The organism is Paenibacillus sp. W2I17, assembly GCF_030815985.1.
Classification (GTDB): domain Bacteria; phylum Bacillota; class Bacilli; order Paenibacillales; family Paenibacillaceae; genus Paenibacillus.
This window is the reverse complement of sequence record NZ_JAUSXM010000001.1, coordinates 846,032-869,573: the sequence shown is the minus strand read 5'-3', so window position 1 is coordinate 869,573 and position 23,542 is coordinate 846,032. Positions and strand designations below refer to the sequence as shown.

At 40.5% G+C, this 23,542-nt stretch carries 18 protein-coding genes and 1 pseudogene; 18 read left to right on the top strand and 1 reads right to left on the bottom strand.

Going from position 1 to position 23,542, the window contains the following annotated elements; all coding sequences use genetic code 11:
• Positions 1-209: 209 nt before the first annotated feature.
• The 5 genes and pseudogenes from QF041_RS03895 (at position 210) to QF041_RS03875 (ending at position 4,066) form a co-directional block, all read left to right on the top strand.
• Positions 210-965, top strand: a complete 756-nt coding sequence (locus QF041_RS03895) for an AAA family ATPase (protein ID WP_373461374.1) — start codon at positions 210-212, stop codon at positions 963-965.
• A 58-nt stretch (positions 966-1,023) separates the two neighbouring features.
• Positions 1,024-1,284, top strand: a complete 261-nt coding sequence (locus QF041_RS03890; RefSeq protein WP_307412138.1) for a hypothetical protein — start codon at positions 1,024-1,026, stop codon at positions 1,282-1,284.
• A gap of 620 nt (positions 1,285-1,904) precedes the next feature.
• Complete coding sequence (gene arr, locus QF041_RS03885) at positions 1,905-2,306, top strand: NAD(+)--rifampin ADP-ribosyltransferase (RefSeq protein WP_307412135.1); 402 nt, start codon at positions 1,905-1,907, stop codon at positions 2,304-2,306.
• 797 nt (positions 2,307-3,103) lie between these two features.
• A pseudogene (locus QF041_RS03880) lies at positions 3,104-3,238 on the top strand (RDD family protein); the annotation flags it as partial.
• A 465-nt stretch (positions 3,239-3,703) separates the two neighbouring features.
• Positions 3,704-4,066 (top strand): VOC family protein, encoded by a 363-nt coding sequence (locus QF041_RS03875; RefSeq protein WP_307412132.1) that lies wholly within the window; start codon positions 3,704-3,706, stop codon positions 4,064-4,066.
• Positions 4,067-4,123: 57 nt separating this feature from the next.
• On the opposite strand, the gene QF041_RS03870 is transcribed toward QF041_RS03875, so the two are convergent.
• The gene (locus tag QF041_RS03870; RefSeq protein ID WP_307412129.1) at positions 4,124-4,558 is read right to left on the bottom strand and encodes an Rrf2 family transcriptional regulator; all 435 of its coding nucleotides are present in this window, start codon (positions 4,556-4,558) and stop codon (positions 4,124-4,126) included.
• A gap of 156 nt (positions 4,559-4,714) precedes the next feature.
• Here QF041_RS03870 and QF041_RS03865 point away from each other — a divergent pair, with 156 nt between their 5' ends.
• The 13 genes from QF041_RS03865 (at position 4,715) to QF041_RS03805 (ending at position 23,532) form a co-directional block, all read left to right on the top strand.
• Positions 4,715-5,287, top strand: coding sequence for a TetR/AcrR family transcriptional regulator (locus QF041_RS03865; RefSeq protein WP_282321199.1), 573 nt, complete (start codon positions 4,715-4,717; stop codon positions 5,285-5,287).
• A gap of 103 nt (positions 5,288-5,390) precedes the next feature.
• Positions 5,391-6,023: an NAD(P)-dependent oxidoreductase gene (locus tag QF041_RS03860; RefSeq protein WP_307412125.1), complete on the top strand. Its 633-nt coding sequence runs from the start codon at positions 5,391-5,393 to the stop codon at positions 6,021-6,023.
• A gap of 68 nt (positions 6,024-6,091) precedes the next feature.
• Entirely contained in the window at positions 6,092-7,000 is a 909-nt protein-coding gene (locus QF041_RS03855; RefSeq protein WP_307412122.1) for an oxidoreductase, read from the top strand.
• 664 nt (positions 7,001-7,664) lie between these two features.
• Positions 7,665-8,330: a GntR family transcriptional regulator gene (locus QF041_RS03850; protein ID WP_100527506.1), complete on the top strand. Its 666-nt coding sequence runs from the start codon at positions 7,665-7,667 to the stop codon at positions 8,328-8,330.
• Positions 8,331-8,345: 15 nt separating this feature from the next.
• Positions 8,346-10,037 (top strand): dihydroxy-acid dehydratase, encoded by a 1,692-nt coding sequence (ilvD, locus tag QF041_RS03845; protein ID WP_307412117.1) that lies wholly within the window; start codon positions 8,346-8,348, stop codon positions 10,035-10,037.
• A 1,025-nt stretch (positions 10,038-11,062) separates the two neighbouring features.
• The gene (locus QF041_RS03840) at positions 11,063-13,090 is read left to right on the top strand and encodes a tetratricopeptide repeat protein (protein WP_307412115.1); all 2,028 of its coding nucleotides are present in this window, start codon (positions 11,063-11,065) and stop codon (positions 13,088-13,090) included.
• Positions 13,080-15,254 (top strand): hypothetical protein, encoded by a 2,175-nt coding sequence (locus QF041_RS03835; protein WP_307412112.1) that lies wholly within the window; start codon positions 13,080-13,082, stop codon positions 15,252-15,254. Before QF041_RS03840 ends, QF041_RS03835 begins: the two co-directional genes overlap by 11 nt.
• A gap of 45 nt (positions 15,255-15,299) precedes the next feature.
• Positions 15,300-15,410: an ammosamide/lymphostin RiPP family protein gene (locus QF041_RS03830; protein ID WP_148089725.1), complete on the top strand. Its 111-nt coding sequence runs from the start codon at positions 15,300-15,302 to the stop codon at positions 15,408-15,410.
• Positions 15,411-15,501: 91 nt separating this feature from the next.
• Positions 15,502-16,800, top strand: a complete 1,299-nt coding sequence (locus tag QF041_RS03825; RefSeq protein ID WP_307412108.1) for a TldD/PmbA family protein — start codon at positions 15,502-15,504, stop codon at positions 16,798-16,800.
• A complete protein-coding gene (locus QF041_RS03820) occupies positions 16,797-18,047 on the top strand; it encodes a TldD/PmbA family protein (RefSeq protein ID WP_307412106.1) in 1,251 nt (416 codons plus the stop codon). Before QF041_RS03825 ends, QF041_RS03820 begins: the two co-directional genes overlap by 4 nt.
• 12 nt (positions 18,048-18,059) lie before the next feature.
• On the top strand, positions 18,060-19,793 hold the full coding sequence (locus tag QF041_RS03815) for a tetratricopeptide repeat protein (protein WP_307412103.1): 1,734 nt from the start codon (positions 18,060-18,062) through the stop codon (positions 19,791-19,793).
• A gap of 14 nt (positions 19,794-19,807) precedes the next feature.
• Positions 19,808-21,061 carry an MFS transporter gene (locus tag QF041_RS03810; protein WP_307412101.1) on the top strand — a complete coding sequence of 418 codons (1,254 nt, stop codon included), beginning with the start codon at positions 19,808-19,810 and terminating at the stop codon, positions 21,059-21,061.
• Between the two features lie 11 nt (positions 21,062-21,072).
• Positions 21,073-23,532: a lantibiotic dehydratase gene (locus QF041_RS03805; protein WP_307412098.1), complete on the top strand. Its 2,460-nt coding sequence runs from the start codon at positions 21,073-21,075 to the stop codon at positions 23,530-23,532.
• Positions 23,533-23,542 lie beyond the last annotated feature (10 nt).

Genomic DNA, 23,542 nt, shown 5'->3' with positions numbered 1-23,542 from the left:
CTTCGTTTGAATAACGATTTTAAGAACATGGTACCGATGTCGATTAGAACATTTATCTGATTCATTAAACTAACGGGCAGGTTAGTTTCGGTATGTGGTATTATTTGTTTGATGGAGTAAACTAAAGGGCGAGACTAACATGAGTCAGCGTTTCCCAACATAGGTAAGCATAACGATCAAAGTTTTAAAAGGGAGTGAACTATATTAATATACAGCATCCCTATTTACGACAAATTCAGCTTAAGCGGCAACAAGTATCCACCTATAATCGTTACCCCTTTGATTTGGCGGTCATTCGAAACCTAAATACTCTTGATTTCCACCCCAAGGTAACCTATATCGTAGGTGAAAATGGGATGGGCAAATCAACACTGATGGAGTCCATTGCTGTCGCATGGGGATTTAACCCGGAGGGTGGGACGATCAACTTTTCCTTTTCAACCCAGGCTACTCACTCGAGCTTATATGAATATATACAATTGATCAGAGGTCCGCGACGCCCGAGGGATGGCTTCTTCTTCCGGGCAGAGAGTTATTATAATTTAGCCACAACGATCGATGAGTTGGACAGCCAACCTTCATTCGCTCGCCCTATTATAGAATCGTACGGTGGCAAGTCCTTGCATGAGCAATCGCACGGAGAGTCGTTCTTTTCCACTTTCATTCATCGGTTCGGGGAGAATGGATTATATATACTGGATGAGCCTGAGGCTGCACTGTCTCCCCTTCGCCAAATGGCGATGCTGACACGAATCCATGAACTTGTTTTGCAAAACTCTCAATTTATAATTGCGACCCATTCCCCGATCCTTATGGCATACCCAGATTCGATTATTTACAATCTAAAGCCGGATGGTATCGAGGTCCAAGTATTGGAAGAAACCGACCATTATATGATTATGAAAGAGTTTGTAAATAACAAGGATCGGATGCTCAGAGAGTTATTTGAAGAAGCTCAAGATTAATTCCACTGCTATCCTATGGAACCCAAAAGCTTAAGAGAGATCGTTTGGAGGACTTTTAATGAAGAAGGTATTAATAGGTGGAATATTATTGTTTACGGGGTCATTGATATCTTTAGCTATTATACTGGCTGCTGCTTTATATGTCCCAAGTATCACTGCTTGGAGTGGATCAAAGTTATGGTATGCAATCTTTGGTGCAGAACAGTATGAAAATGAAGTGGTACAGAGTTTATCTTTGGGTTTCCCGTTCATTGTGGGTGTTATATTGTTTGTCATTGGCTTGATAGTGTTGGTAAATGAGTACTTTATTAAGGATTAATGACAAGTTAGAGTACAACTCGTTACACTAACGGGAAACGTTAGCTTAATCAAAACAAGAAGGCATCAAATTGATCAGCTGCTGATTTTAACTAGCGGACTGACAACAGGGATCCTTGCAGACATGCTAACGATCCTTTTTTGTATATGTTTACGTATTTCATCATCTAATCGCCGACGAAATATCAAAGCCGAAACAGCAAATATAATAAAAGATAATGTTGAAGCAGCAGTAACCATCTTCAACACATACTGCGGGTCTGAAAGTTTCGGCAGACGGCATGCTCGGAGGGGTTAAGCCGGGCAGTTACAAGGTGACGTTCAACTCCGGGGCAGTGCGTGCCACGGTGCCGGTACGAGTATTCATAGCGTCTAAGAGTAAGAGCTATCCAGCAACTAATCCAGCCAAAGTCAAAGATATCGCTGGACGCTTCGTTCGAGTGTCGCCGGAGCGGATGAAACGGGAAAATTTCACCCAGAAGATTCCGTGAGCGAAGCACAGTTCCTTATCATGCTGCTGCGCACTTATAAAGTCGATGACGAATCGTTGTCTCTATTCCGCTATTGGGCAGATTTCATGATAAAATAGATTATCATACTTAATTTGGGGGTGATGGCGAGATGGCTGAAATTCTTGACAATGGTCCTTTTTATCATGGGACACGAGCAGATTTGCAGATTGGAGACTTGCTCACACCTGGCTTTCGCTCAAATTACAATCCGGATGTTGTGATGAATCACATTTATTTCACAGCTTTGCGTGATGGGGCTGGGTTAGCTGCTGAGTTGGCAAAAGGCGGTGATGTACCGCGCGTGTATCTCGTTGAGCCGACAGGCGAATGGGAAAATGACCCAAATGTGACGGATAAGAAATTTCCAGGTAATCCGACACGATCATATCGAAGCAAAGCCCCACTAAAAATTGTTGGCGAAGTGAAAGATTGGGTGCGACAAACGCCTGAACAACTCGCAGTTTGGCGAAAACGTTTGGCGAAAATAGATAAAGGCGAGATTCTAAATTAGTTTAACTATTAAATGATCAGTAGACATCTATCAAACACTATATTTGATGCTGATGTCCGGCATTTAAATAACGGGAAACGTCAGTTCAATGGATAGGAGCAGTATGCCGGTCGCGGCAGCTGCTCCTTTTTCCTTAAGCAAACGGGCAGACCTGAAGATGAGATCATTTAAACTTTTGAATAAAATATGTATTGTTGAGGGACAAGAATCATATTATTCAATCACTGATTAAGCCATTCCATGGTCTATGTAGTTCCTGGGAGCATTGGTTTCACAAAGATCTCATTGGTGTGAGGATTGTTTAAAAGAGGGATATCATTCCTGGTTCCATCAATTTAAACTTTTCGATGAATGTGTGTTTTATGAGAGTAAGTTGATTAACTCCTGCCCAGACTGTAAAGTAACACCTTTCTTGTTGACCAACAAACAATTGGATCATACATTTATGTGTAAATGCGGACATTTTCTCGCTTACTTGCATTCTTCCAGTTGGAATGAATGGAGAGGACCGGAACATTTAGACCAAACTATACTCCGATGGCTTCAAAACTCGGATGATAATAAAATTCAGTTCAAATGGCTCATTCATGCACAGCACTGCAACTTAAAATCGTTAATCAAAGCTTCTCCAGAGGAAACTCTTGAATTTGACGATTCTGATCCTATTCAGCAGAAACAATATTTTTCCAGCCCATTCCAAAATGAATTATTGCGTGTTTGCTCCGCTGCATACCAGAGAGTAGAAGAAGAACTACTAACTAACAACTGTATTGGAGGAACATCGAGATTTCTACTGTGTTGTTGTGGCTGGACTTGTGTACGTATTAACTTTGGTTATCGGAATTATTGTGAGTGCTCTTATGGTCGGTATGCGTGAGGATCGACGTGCGATTCATGACTTCGTAGCAGGAACAGAAGTAGTCTGGGATTAACTCAAAGATTATAAAGAATTGGCTGATGTCGAGGGACAAGAACATGGGACCATTGAAGTCGCTATTTTAGCGGCTTTTTTTATTTTATCGGTACAAGTTCTTGTCCTTGGCTCGGGACAAGAACTTGTACCGATAGCCGATTAGGCGTATATCTAAACGTTGAATCTTACTTCAGCACAGTTAGGAAGTAGAGGGGAAAACCATGACCGTGTTTTTTGCTTGGTTTGAAAAACTCAGCTATCCAACCCTTTGTGTAGTAGAAAAGAGATGCCAAGCTAAGGCGTCATAGAACGATGTCATTGCCAGGAATCGAGTGACCAAAAAGATCTCAAGTAGACGAAATAAGTAAGCAAAATCATGAGAATACTCATCGAAAAAAATTGACAGGATCAAGATGTTTTTGTATAACTAAAACAGTTATAACTATTGTGGTTATAATTAGAAAACAAAAAATTGGAGGCTAACATGAAAATCTTAAATCATTTTATCCCCGTTTTTACCGAGCAACTTGAATCAACCGTTGCTTATTATGAATCTCTTGCTAACCGATCTATGGATCGGACGTGGGACATTCCTGAAGCTGGCTTATCTTTAGCCACAGTATATCCTTACGTTATTGTATCTGGAAGTCCCGATGCCATGGAGCCTGCTAAATCACTCCGTGCCGTGGTATATGTGGATTCCATGAACGAATTGAAGGAAGAATTAAAAAAACAAAATACCCTTATAATAAGGGATCAGTATGGTCCTATTGGTCCAAGCATTTTTGTGCAGCATCCCGATGGCAGTTTTATTGAATATGTAGAGCCTGCGCAAGCTACTGCTTGATTGGTGAAAAATTAAAAAATGTAAAATAAAGCTACTCCATACACCGTAGGAGTAGCTTTATTTTACATTTTCCTCTGTCCGTATTTGCTCCACAATTTGAGCTAGGGTAACAGAAGCCAGTTCATGCTCCATGACCTTCTGCGCATTAGAGAGTTTTGGTAATAGTATCGATTCAATGTTCATACCTACAGAGCAATTGGGGTCAGTATTCTTGTGAAAATTGAAAAGCTGATTTCCTTCCACAGATTCGACAGCATGAAAGATATCCAGCAGAGTTAGTCTTTCGGGCGATACCAGAAGGGAGGCCCCCGCAACTCCTGGTTTTGTTTCAATATACCCTGCTTTTTTGAGCTGGGCCATGATCCTTCTAATTACAACAGGGTTACTATTGATGCTACGTGCAATTCGATCACCTGTACTATATAGGGGATCCAACGTAATCATCGAGAGAATATGGACTGCCATCGAAAAGCGACTGCTTATTTGTTTCATCTACTCACCTTCTTTGCTAAAAAGTATAGTTCCATTTATAGAACAGGTCAATCGACAGTTTTTCAGCAGGTAAACAAGAGAGGCAAAAAAAAGACCCAATTAATCAAGCAATACCTTAATGTTGACAATAAATAAATGATCGTTTATTATCGGTTCATGAGATATAGAGATGATAACAAAGTCGAAGCAATATATGACGCGACCATACAGCTGATTAATGAGATCGGTTTCTCTGACACGTCGATATCAAAAATTGCCAAAAGAGCGAGTGTATCGGCAGCGACGATTTATATTTACCATGAGAACAAAGAGGATCTGCTCTATAAGACCTACTTGAAGATTAAAGGCAAGATGAGCGAGGAAATGTTTCAGGGAGTGGATCATACCCGAACAGTTTACGAACGATTTGAGGCTATCATCCGCAACTATGTTGATTTTATTCAATCCTTCAAAGAATATTTTTTGTTTCTGGAGCAAATAATGAATTCGCCTTTGCCCCAGAAATGGTGCCTAGAGGATACGGCAAGTCAGTTTCAACCGATCTACGAGATGTTTGAAGTCGGCATCCGACAGGAGATCTTGAAGAAAGAGGATATTAACATGCTAGTTGTTTACTCCATCTTGCCAATAGCCGAATTGTTGAAAACACATTTGAAGAACGGGACCATATTGAATAGTAAACAATTAGATTCTGCCATCAAGATGAGTTGGGACGCTATTAAGGCATAATAAAGTATTTTAAGCGATGCTACGCATCGCTGTTCTTTACACCAATAATAAACGAATATTCACTTATTATTGGCAATACAGATAAAAAGAGAGGCAAAAAACAATGAAGTTTACCATCTTTGGAGCTAGCGGGGGTACGGGCTTACAGCTAATTGACCAAGCGATCAACAAGGGACATACCGTAAAAGCCTTTGTACGTGCCGCAGATCGAATCCCGTTTACCCGGGAGGGATTAACAGTTGTAGAAGGCAATGTATTTAGTGAAGAGGATGTAGGATCGGCTGTTGAGGGGCAAGACGCGGTGTTTGTAGCTTTAGGAGCCACAGCAGGAAGTCCTTCAGATCTATGCTTACGTGGGACTCGTTCAATTGTGAACGCGATGAGAAGGCATAAAGTAAAAAGACTGGTCGTTCTTACGGGCTTTGGCACCAGCAGAGAAAGCAGGGATCAGCTTGGAATTGGGATGAGAATGATTGTAAAACTAGTTTCTTTAATAACGTTCCGAGAGTTTTACGATAAGGAAAAGCAGGATGGTATTGTACGGAAAAGTGGATTGGACTGGACTATCGTTCAGCCTTCAAGGCTCACCAATGAGCCGGGCAAAGGGCAATATAAGCACGGTGCTTTTACTCCTTCCATGCTAGCTAAAATTTCTCGTGTCGACGTGGCTAGATTCATGATCGATTCAGTCGAACATGCGCGATATATCAAACAATCCTCGTTTATTCACGACTGATTGAAACAGCTTTGCTGTAGTAATGACCCAATTACATTTTAAAATATAAGCTTTCGGAGGAATAAACCATGAGACCAAACTGGACGCCTGACGATCTCCCAAACTTAAGAGGAAAAACCGCTATCGTGACGGGGGGCAATGGCGGGGTGGGCTATTATACGGCATTAGAGCTAGCGAAGCACGGTGCCAAAGTGATCATTGGAAGCCGTGATCCTAGGCGCGGCGAAGAAGCGATCATAAAGATGAAACAAACGGCACCAAATATAGATGTAACAGTGGAGCCATTAAACTTGGCTGATCTGAAGTCAGTTCGAAGCTTTGGCGACACGATCCACGGGAAAGTGAAAGGAATAGACGTCCTTATAAACAATGCTGGGGTAATGGCAGTTCCCACTCGTGAACTGACGGCCGATGGTTTTGAAATGCACTTTGGAACCAATCATCTTGGACACTTCGCGTTGACAGGTCTGCTATTGCCATTAATTGAAAAGAAACACGGTCGAATCGTTACAGTTAGCGCACAGTCAGCTCAAATGGGTGATATAGATTTTTCTGATTTAAAAATGGATAAGAAATACAGACCAATGGCAGGATACAATCGCTCGAAACTTTCAAACATACTGTTTGCCCGAGAATTAAATCGACGTGTGAAAAAGAAAGGTATCACTTCTATAGCAGTACATCCTGGTACAAGTCCTACAGGAATCGGGAGAAACGCACCGAAGGGAACCAAAGCATTCGGACTGCTATTAATGAAAATATTCGGAACTCCTCCTGATCAATCATCTTGGCCATCACTTATTGCGGCGACGGATTCGACAATCACCGGAGATATTTACGTAGGGCTAGGAATGAATCCTCTAAAGACTAAGAAACCGAAGTTTGTAGATTTCCCCAAAAAGGCATTGGATGTGCAGCTTGCAGAAAGACTTTGGTTATTATCCGAGAAGTTAACCGGAGTACATTATGACTTGTAAAAAAATATCAAAGATAGCTCCTTTTTTTTCGCCTATAGACCCGTTAAGAACCGTATCACATATGCCAGGTCATTACGCAAGCGGGAGACATTAATTCAAAATAGCATGGAGCAGTTCGCCGGTTGGCAGTTGCTCCTTTTTCGTTAAGCTAACGGGCAGGTATAAAGGAAATCCAGATAACAGGAGGACCCACATGTTGCCTTTTCCAGCTGAAACTAGTCGTAAAGAAAAATTAGATTTTATACATGAGATAAAGAACAAGTTATTAGAGAAATATGATGATTAGTAGAGATGGAGCGAGTATACCTAACTGTGAATTAATATTTCATCTGTTTAAATTAGAGATTTCTACAAAGCAGAAATCCGAATGGTTTCATCAAGCGAGGTGGACGATGGATTGGCGATTATAAAGTACATAAGCCCTCATTAGTAGCAAATAATTTTATATAAGAACAGAATCACATTAAAATATATTACTTATGTAACATTTCTCAAAGAAGGACTCTTAAATTATAGTCTTTCTTCTTTGTCTCAAACTCTCAATAAAAACAGGTAGTGATCTCGATAAACTTAATGGAGCGAGTAAAAAATGAAATAATAATTGCTTCTCGATTGTGTATGCGATATATTGCATATAAGAATAATTGTAATGAGGATGAAAACAATGCCAATTCCTAAAGATTTTTCCTTACCAGTCCGTATGTCCGCAAAAGAAAGAGCGTTTTCTCAGATTCAGCGATGGATCATTGATGGAACACTGCAACCAGGTGAAAAGCTTATTGATGCGGAAATGGCTGAATCGCTTGGAGTCAGCCGGACACCGATTCGGGAGGCATTTCAGTTACTTGAAGTTCAAGGCCTCGTGTCCATGCATCCAGGAAAAGAAACAAAAGTAACGAATATTGAGAAAAACGATATTTTTAAGATGTATTCAACGATGGCTGCTCTTCAGGCCTTAGCTGCTGAAATCACCGCCCAAACTATTGTTCCAGAACAGATCGAGAAACTAAGATCCATAAATTTGGAATTCGCAAGTTCTATTAAAAATGGCCAAGTTTATCAGGCTATGGAGGTGGATGAGCAATTTCATAATTATATTGTGGAGCTCTCAGATAATCCTTATGTAGCTACATTTAATACATCTCTTCAGATTCACATTAGGCGATTTAAATACGTATTTTTAAAACAACCTATTACGGCTACACTAGCTTCAGTTGAAGAACATGATCAGATTATTAAAGCTTTTGAAGGCAAAAATAGCAACGATGCCCATAATTTAATGAAACAAAATTTTATTCGACCGATGCAGGAACTGAACGAAATACTTTGAAATGAGGGAAGAAACATGGAAAATAAAAAAGATCTTCGCATTCGAAGCAAGGTAATCAGTGAAGGTGCTAACCGGGTACCGAACAGAGCGATGCTGCGTGCAGTTGGATTTCAAGATGAGGATTTTAAAAAGCCAATGATCGGAATAGCAAGTACGTGGAGTGAAGTAACACCGTGTAATATGCACATCAATGATTTAGCGGTGCAAGCTAAGCGGGGCGCACGTAATAACGGCGGTGCTCCACTAATTTTTAATACGATTACCGTTTCTGATGGGATCTCGATGGGGCATGGCGGGATGTTGTTCTCGCTACCAAGTCGGGAAGCTATAGCTGATTCGATTGAAATTGTGACCGGAGCCGAGCGTTTTGACGGCGTTGTTGCAATCGGTGGGTGTGACAAGAATACGCCTGCATGTTTGATGGCTATTGGAAGGATGAATATTCCTTCTGTTTATGTATATGGAGGAACCATTCAACCTGGTAATCTCGACGGTAAAAAAGTGGATATCGTTTCAGCTTTTGAAGCCGTTGGGCAATATCAAGATGGAAAAATAACAGATGAACAATTGCATAAGGTCGAATGCAGTGTTTGTCCAGGTCCAGGGGCTTGTGGGGGGATGTATACCGCTAATACGATGGCCGCAGCTGCAGAAGCAATGGGTATGTGTTTGCCTGGTTCTTCTTCGACATCAGCTATCTCAGCGGATAAAGCATTGGAATGCGAAGCAGCCGGTAAGCAGGTCATCTCACTTCTTGAACAGGAAATCTACCCAAGAGACATTATGACGAAGAAAGCATTTGAGAATGCGATCACCGTTGTTATGGCTCTAGGGGGATCAACCAACGCATTTCTCCATCTGCTAGCTATTGCGCACTCCGTAGAAGTGGATTTAACCTTGGATGATTTTGAGCGAATTCGCTTACGTGTTCCTCATTTGGCAGATCTGAAGCCAAGTGGTCAGTATGTCATGCAGGATTTGAATGATATTGGTGGTGTTTCCGGGGTAATGAAGCTATTGCTCGCTGAGGGATTACTTCATGGGGATTGCCTCACCGTAACTGGTAAAACGTTAGCGGAGAATTTAGCGGAAGCTGCTCCACTACAGAATGATCAAGAGATTATACGTCCACTCAATAATCCGCTTAAACCAAATGGACCACTGGTTGTGCTTCGAGGAAACCTAGCTCCTGAAGGCGCTGTTGCCAAAATGTCAGGCATGAAGATACAACAGTTTTCCGGACCGACAAAGGTGTACGATAGCGAAGATGAAGCGACAGAAGCGATCATGAATGATGAAATTCAAAAAGGGGACGTATTGGTCATACGCTATTGTGGACCGAAGGGTGGACCAGGTATGCCTGAGATGCTTTCCGTTACAGCACTCATTGTAGGGAAAGGTCTCGGTGGGAAAGTTGCTCTCATAACAGATGGTAGGTTCTCGGGTGGCTCGCATGGATTTGTAGTCGGCCATGTATCCCCTGAGGCACAAGTAGGTGGACCGATCTCTTTGCTCCAAAATGGAGATATTATCACCATTGATAGCGACATTCAGGAAATTAAGGTTGAAGTGCCAGAAGAAGAGTTGGCCGCTCGAGCGCAAGCTTGGGTACAACCGCCACTGAAAGTGAAATCCGGTGTACTTGCCAAATATGCTAAATTAGTTTCCTCTGCTTCAAGAGGTGCAGTAACAGATTTGATGGAATAGACAATTAAACATTTTATAAGTCTCGCTCCGCTGCTTCAGGCATTATACTAAGTTTGCATAGCGCGATTGGACAAGTTGGAATGGCTGCCGGAGCTGGTATCGGGGGTATAGCTGTCAACCACAACTTGTTGAACTATATTCCATGGATCGGTGCGCTTGCCCTTGTGATTAGCATCGTAACAACGTTGCTTGATAACTCTCTATCTAAAAAGAAACAATCTAAACGAGGTGTATGCTGATCCAAGACGGTATCATTTTCCCGAGACTAGACTAAAAACTAAGGAAATGATCGTGATCTCTAAAAACTTATTCGGGAAAAAAATAAGAAGTGTCAAAAACGATGGAGTTCAGAGTATATACAGCAGGCACTTGTTACTGAAGGAAAAAAAGTTAAAGCAAGGGAATACAAAAGTTGAATCTTCAAAACCGTTAATCTGAGAATGATCAACGGTTTTTTTTCATAAACAGGAACAAAAAGGGCTGAGCCAGCCCTTAAATAGGATCAGACCTGTTGGAATGACAGCGCAAAACATATTATTGTTAAGTGACACTATAGCAGGAACGTTTTCATATGTCTTATGAAGAAAACAACGCAATAAAAGACAAAAGTTGGCGAATATTTGTCCATTATCCGAAATTTGACACATGAAAATTCTGTGTTATTATGTATAATAATAGAAAAATTACACATTTCAAAGAATTGTTGTAGTTAAATTCGGAAGTTTATTGGATGATTTTGTCATCGTTCTACTTAGCAATTAGCTAACTTATTTTATCCTTCGCAAAAAAAGTCAGATTAGTTTTCGTATTGTACTTTGGAAAAGGTCACAACGTAAAATTACATGACACTCTTCTTATTCTACTCAAGGTTTAAAGAGTAGCTCCACATTTTCATTGTGCAAATCTCAAGACACACTTTTATATTAACCACACTCAAAATGCACTCTCTTTCATTTCACATCATATTTGCTGGACACATCGACAACATAACACGTCAGAATTATTTAAAAAGGATGGTGTTATATATGCGTTCAAACGAAGTAGGGAATCCTTTTCTTTTTGAAAGCAAGATAAAGTCAGAATATGAAAAAATAGAGTTAAATGTACTGAAAATCCTGGAATTAAAGAGGGGACAGCTCCCCTTAAAAATAGAAGATAAGATCTGGATTTACAACGGAAATATGCTCCACAAAGCTGCTTTGGCTGAGAAAATGCATACGCGATTAGCTCACAGGACGAATCTGATCACCATTGGAGGTACATCGGAGACTCGAGGTTTTAGTTCCATTGCTCCTTTAATCTATACTATTATCTCTTTTCTACTTCACAAAGGGGAAGACAATCTTCTAAAAAATCATGCGCCAGAGATCCTGTATCTCTTTCCAGCGTTTAGTTCCGAGCCTCCTTTTGTGAATGCTCAAAAGCTTGAAGACATTGCACTTCCTCCATCACGTCGCAGATTGCATAAAGAATCTGAACAAATGTTCAGAGTTACACAGACCATTGTTAAAGTTTTATTAGACTATACCAAATATCTGGAGCATACAAACACCATATTTCTGTTCGATCAGATCGACAGAATGGACGAGCATTCTCTTCGATGTTTCGCTCGGTTGTCAAAATGTATTGATGATCTGCCCATTGTCATCGTTGCAACCGTATCCGAAGCTAGTGATCTTGATTCCCGTTTCCCAATGGCAGCAGACAGTGATATTCGTATGCACGTGAATCTGGCCGAAAACAGGAATCGACTACTTGAAAGTCTCTACAACCAAATCACGCCTACTGTACATGAGATAACCGATTGGAAAGATGGGTATGAAAGTAAATTCTCATATGGCAACTCACTAAAGCTGGAGCTTACGAACAATGAAACTCAAAAAACAACAAGACTTCTAGACTGCATGGAGAGTGGGGATACAGAACAACTAGACGAGATATTACTTGAAGCCCTGGAGACCAGTGTCTTCACACAAAATTATGAACATGCGCTCTTTCTTGTCAATAAAGTATCCCGGTATATCCATGATCTGAAAAAACAAACCACAGTTGAACTATGGATATATATGGGGTTGTGTTATGCGTTTATGGTTGAATACGATAAAGCACTTAACCTTTTTAAGCATGCGCTTACTTTCACAGAAGATAAATTAAAAAAATCCGAATTACACTTGTATATCGCATTACTGTGTACAAAAAGGTTAAACACCCCATTAGTAGGAAGGGGAATTATTGATCAAGCACTCCAAAACATAGCGGATACGACCGGTTCCGAAGTAGAAGTTGAGCGAACTTGGTTACATAACCTAAGGGCACTTACCTACGTGGAAACGGGCGATTTAGCTCAAGCATTTAAAGAATGCAAACAAGGACTTGAACACATAAAGGAAGGTAATCGAAAGGAAGATGCCATCCATATAAAAATAAACTTAATATCCAATATATCTGTTTTGTTTGAATATATGAAGAAAGTGGACACAGCACTCAAACATTGGTCAAAATTCGAAAAGTTTGTTACTCATTCAAGCCCGGTTTTTACGAAGCATTATTTATACAGGAAAGCAGGGTTGCTCTTTAAACTCCAGCGATACGCTGAAGCAATCCAATCATTAAAAGATAGTTATCGCATTGCAAAAGACATGAACGATGCTTTTCATATGGACATCATTGCCAGGAGTCTGGGAGCCATATATTTTGAGCAGCGGCTTTATGATAAAGCGACGCAGTGGTACAGAAGAAGTCTTGATTCCAAGTTACTTCTTATACAGGATGAAGACCTTCCTCGGGTCGCAACGGCGCTAGCGATATGTCTAGAAAAGCAAGGAAATGGGGATGAGGGGAAGCAGGAAATTTTGAACAGCTTAAAAATCCAATCCAAAGGAAGCGCTGCGGAGAAAGCAAGCGAAATCCTTTTAAGATGGGATCAAAAGAAAGATGAGACATGGGAGAGTTACGTAAGATGGTCAATCCAAAAACCAGAAACCAAATTGAATCGACCGTTTGATCTGACTAATCTTTATTATGAAAAACCGGAGAGAATCCGTGTGGGTTAATACATCTACCTGGGAATGGCTAAAGCCATATGTATTACGTAGTACCTCTCTCCCTATAGAAGACATTCTTCAGCTAAGAGTAGCAACAACCAAGGAACATTTTAAACAATGGAAAAAGGCACGTAAAGATTATGAAAATTGGTGCGATCATTGGATTCAAGAGATCCGATCGATTCCAAAACAGAATGTTGTCCTCTCCCATCAACGTAAGATCATCCGAAGAATAGAACATAAGAATCCCTTAACAGACAATGATAAATCTATACTGCTAGACTGGCACATGGAAGAGCATATCCATAATTATTCTCTTAAACATCAACAGATCGCTCAATATGAAATGTTAAGTCGCAAAACATTTGAGGAAGAACTCGAGTTATTACAACAAAAGCTGTTTGAACTGTATCAGTCTGATCTTTATGACCGAATGCTTTATACGATTAACTCGGCATTTTGGAACTTTTATCAAACCTATAAGCAAAAAGATCAGGCGAGCTTTAGTCAAAAAAGACAGATGGGGAGAACCCTCTTCGCCTATCTTCAACGTGTTACTACAAAAAACGATACGATGGGTGAATTCGGTCCCATTAGTTATGGCATTTTAGATCAAGGATCACCCCTAAAAGAAAGAAAGATCATACAGAAAAAAGCATTCATCTCGCATCAAGCGCTGCAAAAAATATTAACTGCAATAAAGGAAGACTTGGGAGAAAAAGCAGCGGAATGGAGGCTTCCTTCCTCCTCCGTAGATGGCTTAGATGAATTGCAACGTCTACTTCAATTAGGGGTTTCCCATTCCCATAAATGGCTCATTACTTTGTCAGAGATCGAGCACTATCTCGATAAGTATGTCGATAGTTCATCTCCTACTGAAAAGAGTAAAACCATAGCTAACATAGAAGAAATTTATACTCGAATTACGGGAGAGCGTTATCAAGGTAAAAACACCCAATATTTTGCGGATAAAACCTTAGTTTACGAGGAGTGTTATGATCAGCAGTTTATGCCCGTCGTTATCCCGAAGGATCTTTGGCAGGAATTAGACCAAGCCATACTAATCCAAGCAAAACTTCGATTAGAACGGTGGAAGGTATTCCAAAGGACAGCCATGCAACAATTTGAAAAAGTTAGTCATGGCCGTTCATCTATACCAGCAAAGAAATGGATATCGTATTGGCTAAGAAACCCTCCAACCTTAAAAGATCAGTCCATGGCGGAATTTCTAGAGACTTGGTTGGTCGAAGATCAGGGTACTTCCTACATTCAGGTGCCTCAAAGTGTGTTGCAGGAATGGCAAGCAGAACTGAATTCATTTAGATGGCTTCTATCTCCTGACCTTATGATCGCTGGCAGTGAAAGTGACGCGGGGATCGAGGTCACATCCATTGTTATAGGAGAACTTCATCATGGTTTTACGGGCGATGGGTGGATGCAATTTTTTAATAAGGAAAAAGGAAAACTACGACAAACCGTACATGAAGCCCTACATGTAGAGAATAGTGAAAAATCGTGGGCAAATTGGATATTTAAACGCACAATGAAAAGCACACCACAGGAATATCCGGGTCTTTCCGTAGAATTAACCGGTGTTTCTGCATCCAGCAAAGATAACATTTTGTCTTTAGACCAACTTGAAGTACGAATTAAAAATAATGAAGTAGCCCTTTTTATCAAAAACACTCATCATTGCTTACATTTTTATGCTCCTGCTCTTGGATTTAAAGAAGAAACTTTTTTTCCGTTTGCGCTGTTCTGTTCACCCATGTTTGATCCACCTAAATCAACATCAAAAGGTAGACACCCATCCCTTAAAGTAGGGAGGGTCACCATAATGCGTGAGCATTGGAGGTTTGAACCTTCAGATTGGGTCGGGGAGCAGAACATATCGGATTGGTTTCAACAGTTTGAACGGCTGCAGACGATCCAAAAAAGATTTCATTTACCAACCGAGGGTTTTCTTCATTTCTCACATGAACAGAAGCCCATGTGGTTTGATTTTGATAATCCTTTTTGTGCGGATATGTTTTTTAACGAAGTCAAAAAAGCAACCTCTTTTATGTTTACGAGAATGGATCCTTCTCCAAAGGATTTATTCATTAAAGATGAAAAGGGGCACTACTGTTGTGAGCTGCGTACTTTTGTATATAGAAAAGAAAACTCCATTTAGCGTTAACGATAGTCTTTATTATACCTTGGTAAGGAGGTGATAAAGATGGCTGACACAGTTGAATTGGAAGAATTGGATCTGGAATTAGAAGACCTAGATGATATCGATTTTGAATTGGAAGAGATCGAGGATAAGATTGCCCCTCTAGCCCTTTAGTCACACCAATTTTTGCGTATAGGGATCGGCTTTTACAGCCGATTCTGATACGCAAAAAATGAAGTAAAGAATGAACAAAAAGGGGGATATCATGCAGAATATTCACCTATTTGCTGAATACAAGAAAACGGAGCTTCGCGTATTTGACAATCTTGAAAAAAGCGAAATTAAGAGCCTGACCGAGATGGGCAGTGCTGTTCGATTGAATCATGGGGCTCATCGACAAGTCATCGCGATCTCGGACTTGAATCCGGATTCACTTTATTCTGCTTCCAAACATCTTGTAACAGGAGATCCATTACCGTTGTTTAAACATTGGGAGCCCAAGCAGGAGAAAGCTTTTGAGGATGATTTAACGGACGAAATAGACAAGTGGAATCATCACATGAATCATTTAGCTCTTCATTTTTCACCAGAGGTCATATCAACAAGAGCTTACTGGAAATCTGTAAAGCAACATGTATGGTTTTTTGCGACAGAAGTCGGACTTCGAGAAGATATCAGGCCTTGTTTCATGTTGGAGTTGGAAGTACTTGCGAGACAAAATAAGAAAACAACGAAGTCGAGTGTGACGAAGAGCTGGATTTCCCCAAAATATGTAAACCAGGTGGAACTTGAAAAGTTAGTTCTGTACGCTGCAGAATCAGCGTTGGACAAGCTTAATGCAAAACCATTTCACTCAGGAGCATACTCGTTAGTCTTAGGCCCTTTAGCAGCTCCTGGCATCTTTCATGAAGTTGTGGGTCATGGACTCGAAGCAGATATAGCTGCTCTAACAGGCGCTGCATTTCATAACAGTAAAGGTGAAAGAATTGGCTCCGACAAACTTACCATTGTAGATGATCCAACAAGTTTGGGTTTGCCCGGGAGCTATAACATAGATGACGAAGGAATCACCGCCAAGTGCACCACATTAGTGGAAGAGGGCAGAATTTCAAATTATTTAAGTCACCTGCACAGTAAAGTACAGAGCAACGGACATGGACGTGTCATAAATTATGCCCATCCTCCCCTGGTAAGAATGTCTAATACGTTCGTATTGCCCGGGGAAGATGAACCAGAAGAAATCATTTTAGAAACGAAATCAGGTATTTATATAAAAAATGCTTTTAATGGAGACGTAAATATGATCACTGGGGAATTTAAGATTCATGTTACCGAAGGTTATCTCATAGAAAACGGTAAATTAACAACGCCAATAACGCCCTCCATATTAAAGGGGGACGGGCGCAAGCTGCTTCGTTCTATTGATAGGGTAGGGAATGATTTTCAGATTCATGCGGAAGTAAGAGGTGGATGCGGAAAACTAGGGCAATCTCCTTTACCCGTCTCGGCTGGATCACCAACAGTAAGAGTACTTGATTGGGAAGTGCAGGCCATAGACTCATGAGAAGATATGCGGATTATTATGGAACAGAATTATGTCAGAAATCATGGATCATGACCGAAATGGAATCCCTTTATTCGGAGAGAAAAGGATGCGGAGCATCGTTACGGAGGTGGAACGATGATCAATTCTATTCATGTATTCGTCCTTTATCCAATTATACTAATGTGAAAAGTCAAAATTGGAGTCAGTGGAGCTGTGATACAGGAGTCTCAGGGGTTGTACCACACCGGTCAGATCCAAAGAATATATATCAACCCCATTTGGAAATTTACCAACCCGTCTCAACCCATACCGTAGATCATATCCTGCGTGAAGGAAAAGAAATGATATTTTCTATCGCTGATCTTATCGTGAGCCCAACCCTATTTTTCGAAACGGAAGAGAAAACGGCCTTTTACCAAGATACGGAGGGAAGAGAACACGAGAAAAGAGAGACTCAACATACCGTTTCTGTTTTGGTTCAAGGGAAATCCAATAGAGCCAGTACGACATTCTCTTTTCGCTCCATGACAGATTTAGATTGGCAGTCACTATGTGGAGAGTTAAATAGTCAACTGCAAACTCAAGCAGAGCGCCCAAAAAGAAGTGTAAATCATTCATCCATCATATTAACGGAGCAGGGAACAGAAGAGCTGCTTAAAGCTCTCGGAAACCTTTTTATTTCTGACTATATGGATACGAATGTACCCGTACTTTGGCAGAAACAAGGGAAACGAATTGCAAGTCCAGCACTCACATTAACGGATTGCGCTCACCTCCCTAAGCTGCTGAGAAGCTCAAGTTTTGATGATGAAGGAGCCCTGTGTAAAGACATTGCATTACTTAAAAATGGTGTATTTAACGAAGCCTTGCATTCACTTTCTTCTTCAACCAGGCATAAGCAGATGGCTAATGGCCGAGCGTTTCGTAAAGATTATCAGACTATGCCTAAAATTCAATATACGAACCTGAAGGTAGAGGAAGGCTCACATTCAACAGAAGAATTGATAAATAGAAACCCTTCCAGTTTCTTATTGAATCGCAGCTACGGCGGACATATTCGAGGTGGCAAGCTCGTTTTTGGAGCGGAAGGTTGGAGAATTCATAATAACACCTTGGTAGAGAGATTAACCCAAGTCCAAATTGAAGCGCCTTTATTTCAGATGTTACGTTCAATTGATCCTGCAACGGATGGATACAGCAATACATCAGGTAGAGGATTTATATCTCCATCTTTGTATGTAGAAAACGTATCTGTAATCTATTAAAGAGGTGAGATCATGAAGGTAATGAAATCCGATAAACTCGACCTTTTGAATTGGATAGACCAGGGGGCAGAGCATCAGTGGTTTTCCGCTTCTCCGAGTATTACGGGCCGGGAGCATCAAGAGCTGCCTCCTTTACACGAAAGAAAGTCCATCTTGATCGAGCTAAAAGAGGACACATATCTGCCGGCCAAGCTGCTTTATAAGGTGTGGGATGTTTTAATTGATCCTTATATTGCAAAAAGAATTACCATTCAAAATGCCTACAAAGCTTTGCATCAGGCTCTTAAAGAGGATGAGACAGGCTGGTTAACTCCCCTTCCAGCTCACCCAATGGATCGGCAATTTTCAACCAATATGGAGAAAATACTTCGTATAGCTAATGATACGGTGAGCTGTTTACTGGAGATTCGCGAGCAGACAACCGAAATACAAGTCCCCTGGATTCTACCAGTAAATGTCTCTTACTTGGATAAGGTAAGTTTGATATTTTTGCAACGACTTATTTATCGGACGAAAAAACTTCCGATTGCTATAGATACGTATTACTTCTACCAAGAACACATCTCATCTAAAGATCTAGATGCAAATCAACTCATTCATATTCGTGTACGGGATTTTTATAAATCATTAGGTGTAGACCACTTAAATCAAACGGACAAGACCAGATTAAGCAATGAACGTTTCCAACTATTAAAAACACCTTTAGAAAAAGCAGTTGTTTGGTGTGACGGCTACTCAGTATTGGCACACGCAAACCAATTGCTTACTAAGGTATGCAAGGATGAAGAAGAGGCAGAGCTTTTATTTCTTGTTATGCGTGCGTACCTATTCGAGAGACAGCTCTCTGCAGCAGAATCAACACTGCAAAAAATCATTCAAACTAATAAATACTCCAGCAGTATTCGTGCAAGAGCATCGATCTACTATGCATTGTTATTAGCGAATCATATTAAACGTCCTGAAGAAGCAATTCACGTTGTAGATCAAGGGATGACGTTTCTGAGTGGAATAAATGATGAATCGGCGGTCAGAGAGATGGCTTGGTTACATAATGTAAAAGCTTTAACTTATTACAGGCTTCAACAACTGCCCCAGGCAGCGAAATCCTTACAACAAGTTAAGGTATACATTAAGCAACTAGGGAAGGAGGATACGGTTCTGCTTTCATCTGCATATGCTCAGAACTCAAGCTACCTTTATGAAGCCATTGGAAAAATAGATGCAGCAATACAGACACAGCAGATATTTATCCAGAAAAACGCAGGCCAGGACGACAGTTTTTTAGTTGCACATTGGTTCCGTATTGGATTTCTAGCTGGAAAAAAAGGTGAACTTCAAATAGCGCTAAGTTGGTTAGACAAAGCGTACGAAGCTTGTAACCGAATATCTGACCCTTATATGCAAGAATGGATTGCCAGAAGTACAGCATATATATTACTTCAGTCAAAGGAGATGGATCGAGCAGCATTATGGCTACAAAGAAGCACAGATCTATGCAAAAAAATTCATCTCCTGCCTGAGTTGATAAGTGTATCTACAGCTTTATATGCAGTCCACCAAATGATTGGTGTATCAGAAGAGCCATCGGAATCACCAATCAGACGAGATGAGAGTTTATCTCCTTCTGAATTGAGGATTAGAAAAGAACAATTAGAACAAATCGAAAGAGGGGAGATTGAAGTTTACCAAATCATCCCGAAACCGAATTCAAGATTTTTTTATCCTTTTCATCATTTTTGGTTTTAAGGGAGGAACCTCATTTGTCAGAAATCATACCTTTACGTAAAAATAGAAGTTTTAATTTTTGGGTATCCGCCCAAATTGTTTCGCCAATAGCGGAAAGTTTCTCAACAATTCTAATTACATGGACCATTTGGAAAGAGTCCAATTCAACTACACTCCTGGCTTTAACCTTGATTCTTACGACGATCCCACAAATTATTTTTGGAATGGTTGCTGGAGTCGCAACGGATCGGTTTAACCGCAAGAAAATTGTGATGTTTTGTAATGCAATAAGAGCAGTCCTCATGGTTGTGATGGGACTCTTAGCCTTTTCTAGTCTCTTAAATGAAATCATTTTTATGCTGGCTTCGTTCATATTGGGTTTCTTGCGTTTATTTGCAATGACCGCTTACAGAGCAGCCATGCCAGGTATCGTTCATAAAGAGCAATTAATGAAAGCCAACTCTATCACCAACAGTGTAAGAATGGGCTTTTGGCTGATTGGACCGTTATTTGCTGGATTCTCATTAACCTTACTTAGTACCGGTCAAATTATGATTATGAACGCGATCCTATTTGTTATTTCCGTTTTTTTACTTATGCCTGTGCAGATTAAGCAAGTGAAGGTCGAGCATAAAAACAAAAATCTCTTTAAAGAACTAGGTGTCGGATTAAAACTGGTTTCTCAGGATCGACTTATCTTCTCCATTTTTATCACGTTTGCTGCGTTTACATGTTTCGGTCGAGGGATTGCCCACCTAGGTAATCTGATGGTTTCGAACGAAATTGGATTAGACTCGTCAGGTTTTGGTGTTCTTTCGAGTGCTGATGGATTTGGATACCTCGTTGCAGGAATTATTCTGGCTCGTCTTGCGATTAAAAACAAATATCGTACAATGATGCTCGCTTGGTTAGGCGGCGGAATCGCATTTCTTTTCATGCCATTTAGTGATTCCATATGGCTTCCTCTCATTCTGTTGTTCATGGTTGGTTTAACTCAACCCTTCGTTGATGTACCCTTAGTTACTTTAGTACAACAAAGAGTGGCAGATGAACATTTAGGTAAGGTTTTTGGATTTCATACGGTAACCATCTGGATTGGAGAATTCATGGCCTATGCGTTATTTGGATATTTGTTTGGGGCTTTTACCCCTACTATGGTCTATGCAACTTCCGGTTTAATCGTAGGACTTCTGGCGATCGGAATGTTGATCTTTGCTCGAATCAGGCTGAAATACACGCAAGACAACATCCAACAACCAGAGAGCATCGCGAAGAACATCAGTAATTAGGAGGTGCAACAATGACGTTAGAAATGACAACGGATAATCAACGGAAACAATTAGACCAAGGCGAATGGCGTTTCTTCCCGCATGTTATTCTTCGTAGTGCAGGGTTTCCCTTACACTGGTTACAACAGCTTTCTTTTCTAAAAACATCAGAGTTGATTTATGAAAAGAAAAAGCATGAAGTCAAGTGTAAAGAAGCACTAGAGGATTTTAAAATCGCACTAAGTAGCATGCCTGAATTAACGAATCGACAAAGAAAGAGACTGCATCGCCAACTGGATCTTTATACATGGCCAGAGGGTGAGGGGAGTCGTGAATTACTAAGCAGAATAGACGATCATCAGCTCATAGAAGCAAAGGAAAGAATCAATACATTAAAGGAAATATACAAACAAATAAACACGGTATTTGAAGACGAGTTAATGAGAAACAGGAGACATTTGCAGCAAATCTTTATTGAAAATGTAAATCTTCAAGAAGCGACCTACCTTTCATCTCCAAATGCATATGAGAATGGATTAAACTTGTTTCTAACAAATGAGTTGGATTCATCTCGCACACATAAGCAACGAAAAAAGGAAAAGATGGCAGCGAAATATTTACAGCGATTCACTTCCAAGAATGAAACAGCCAGTTTCTATGGCCCTGCTAACTACGGCGTGTTTACATTTCAGCCTGGCCAACTGGAGATCCGTATTAACGGTAAAATAAAGCGTCAATTATTTCTTGCTTACTGGGCAGTACAAAGCCTAGCCGACAAAATTGCACATGATTCACATGTACAGCCTTATCTTAAACCTAAACTCAGCCCATTCCTTATAAGAGAACATACTCAGCTCAGACAAGCAGCAAATAACAAATTGATCCGGCTTCCGGATGTATATCATCAAATTATTGAAGAAAGTAATGGGTTAAAGAACGTTATTGAAATCGCACATGCTCTGAATTTACCCATAACCGAATGTCTATCACGAATTTTGAAATTAAAAGAAAAACGCGTACTTGTACTGGAAGTTGATTTTCCAACTTCGGTATTTGAAACGTTTCACGAGCTAAAAGAGTGGACCAGTCAGCTACCAAAGGACTGTGCGTCAAAGGCAACCTGGCAAGAAATTGCTGATGAATGGTCTACCCTTTTAAAGGAATGGAATCAAAGCAGCAGCTTTGAACAACGCCGCAAGCTGTTAAAGTCTCTTGAAACATCCTTCGAAAAACATATTGGATTATCTTCTAGGAAAGATCAGGGAAAGCATTATAGCGACAGAATGATCGTATATGAAGAGGCACACGGAGATGTCTCCACTTGTCTGATTGGCCAGGAAGTAAAGGACAAATGGAAAGAGCAATTAACCCCAATTTTTCGATTATTGACTTGCCGTGCTGCTGTTGAACACCAGGCATTCACACAGTTTGCCTATGAGGAATATCAAAAATTTGAGAAGAACCCTAATTTTTTATCCTTTGCTCTGCACATGCAAAAATGTAAAGAAGATGCACTGGAGTATGTAAATAAAGCACTTCAGGCATTTGATCATAAGCTGATCACAACACTTCAAGCCTGTTCGCTTGATAGAGGGAAAATTAGTCTTACAGAAGAAGAGATTGAATCTTTTTGTTCTCAATATCCTACAACAGAGTTGGCTTTATTCAGTCCGGATTTAATGATCGCAGCGCCCCATGCTGAAGCAATAAATCAGGGGGATTATCAACTGGTATTAGGAGAGGTTCACAGCGGCATTCAGGTATGGAGTGTGTTAGACTCCGTTTATCCTGAAAGAAATCACCTAAATACGGAGATCTATCATCATTTAGGTGAAGGCTTACAGTCCCTTTGGCTCGAACATGTCGGACCAAGAGCACCTGGGAAAACCTTTAGACCCGAACTTAGCGGAGGCATAACTGTAGAAAACTTAGGGCGCTCAATGAAATCCCGTGGAGAAGTAAGAGTGGTTTCTGAGTTAGATCTAGTATATGATCAGCGTTTTTACATTTTAGAGGCCGGGCATAAAAAGATCATGGACTTAGAGACGGATGTTGAACCTCTGAATCAGATATTTAGTTTTCCTTGCGTCAAATCGTTTTCTATTCAAATGGGTGAACATACGCCACGAATCGAGATAAACGGAGTTGTTTTTCAGCGTGAACGCTGGAAACTAAACAGTAAAGAGATTTTAGCGAGTGCTAGTGACAAAGACATCAACGAATGGTTGCTTATCGAATGGGCCATTGCGTTCAAAAAGCAGTATTCTATGCCTCGGTGTGTATATGTAAGGGGAGATAACGAACCTAAACCCATCTTCGTTGACTTTGAAAACTTTTTCACCTTGGAATTGCTGATCCAGCTCCTAAAGAAAAACGAAATCTTAGTTATATCGGAGATGTTGCCCGCAGCGGATGAGCTATGGTTTGAACGTCATGAAAGTAAGTATACTTCTGAATTCCGTTTCAGTGTCATATATGAGAATCTGACCTAGCAGCATGACG

Bases quoted from the DNA above. Each gene is read 5' to 3' on its own strand.
- QF041_RS03830 (WP_148089725.1), top strand. From the start codon at position 15,300: ATGGCTGACACAGTTGAATTGGAAGAATTGGATCTGGAATTAGAAGAC.
- QF041_RS03875 (WP_307412132.1), top strand. From the start codon at position 3,704: ATGAAAATCTTAAATCATTTTATCCCCGTTTTTACCGAGCAACTTGAA.
- arr (WP_307412135.1), top strand. From the start codon at position 1,905: ATGGCTGAAATTCTTGACAATGGTCCTTTTTATCATGGGACACGAGCA.
- QF041_RS03870 (WP_307412129.1), bottom strand. From the start codon at position 4,558: ATGAAACAAATAAGCAGTCGCTTTTCGATGGCAGTCCATATTCTCTCG.
- QF041_RS03890 (WP_307412138.1), top strand. From the start codon at position 1,024: ATGAAGAAGGTATTAATAGGTGGAATATTATTGTTTACGGGGTCATTG.
- QF041_RS03850 (WP_100527506.1), top strand. From the start codon at position 7,665: ATGCCAATTCCTAAAGATTTTTCCTTACCAGTCCGTATGTCCGCAAAA.
- QF041_RS03815 (WP_307412103.1), top strand. From the start codon at position 18,060: ATGAAGGTAATGAAATCCGATAAACTCGACCTTTTGAATTGGATAGAC.
- QF041_RS03820 (WP_307412106.1), top strand. From the start codon at position 16,797: ATGAGAAGATATGCGGATTATTATGGAACAGAATTATGTCAGAAATCA.
- QF041_RS03855 (WP_307412122.1), top strand. From the start codon at position 6,092: ATGAGACCAAACTGGACGCCTGACGATCTCCCAAACTTAAGAGGAAAA.
- QF041_RS03805 (WP_307412098.1), top strand. From the start codon at position 21,073: ATGACGTTAGAAATGACAACGGATAATCAACGGAAACAATTAGACCAA.
- QF041_RS03860 (WP_307412125.1), top strand. From the start codon at position 5,391: ATGAAGTTTACCATCTTTGGAGCTAGCGGGGGTACGGGCTTACAGCTA.
- ilvD (WP_307412117.1), top strand. From the start codon at position 8,346: ATGGAAAATAAAAAAGATCTTCGCATTCGAAGCAAGGTAATCAGTGAA.
- QF041_RS03840 (WP_307412115.1), top strand. From the start codon at position 11,063: ATGCGTTCAAACGAAGTAGGGAATCCTTTTCTTTTTGAAAGCAAGATA.
- QF041_RS03825 (WP_307412108.1), top strand. From the start codon at position 15,502: ATGCAGAATATTCACCTATTTGCTGAATACAAGAAAACGGAGCTTCGC.
- QF041_RS03865 (WP_282321199.1), top strand. From the start codon at position 4,715: ATGAGATATAGAGATGATAACAAAGTCGAAGCAATATATGACGCGACC.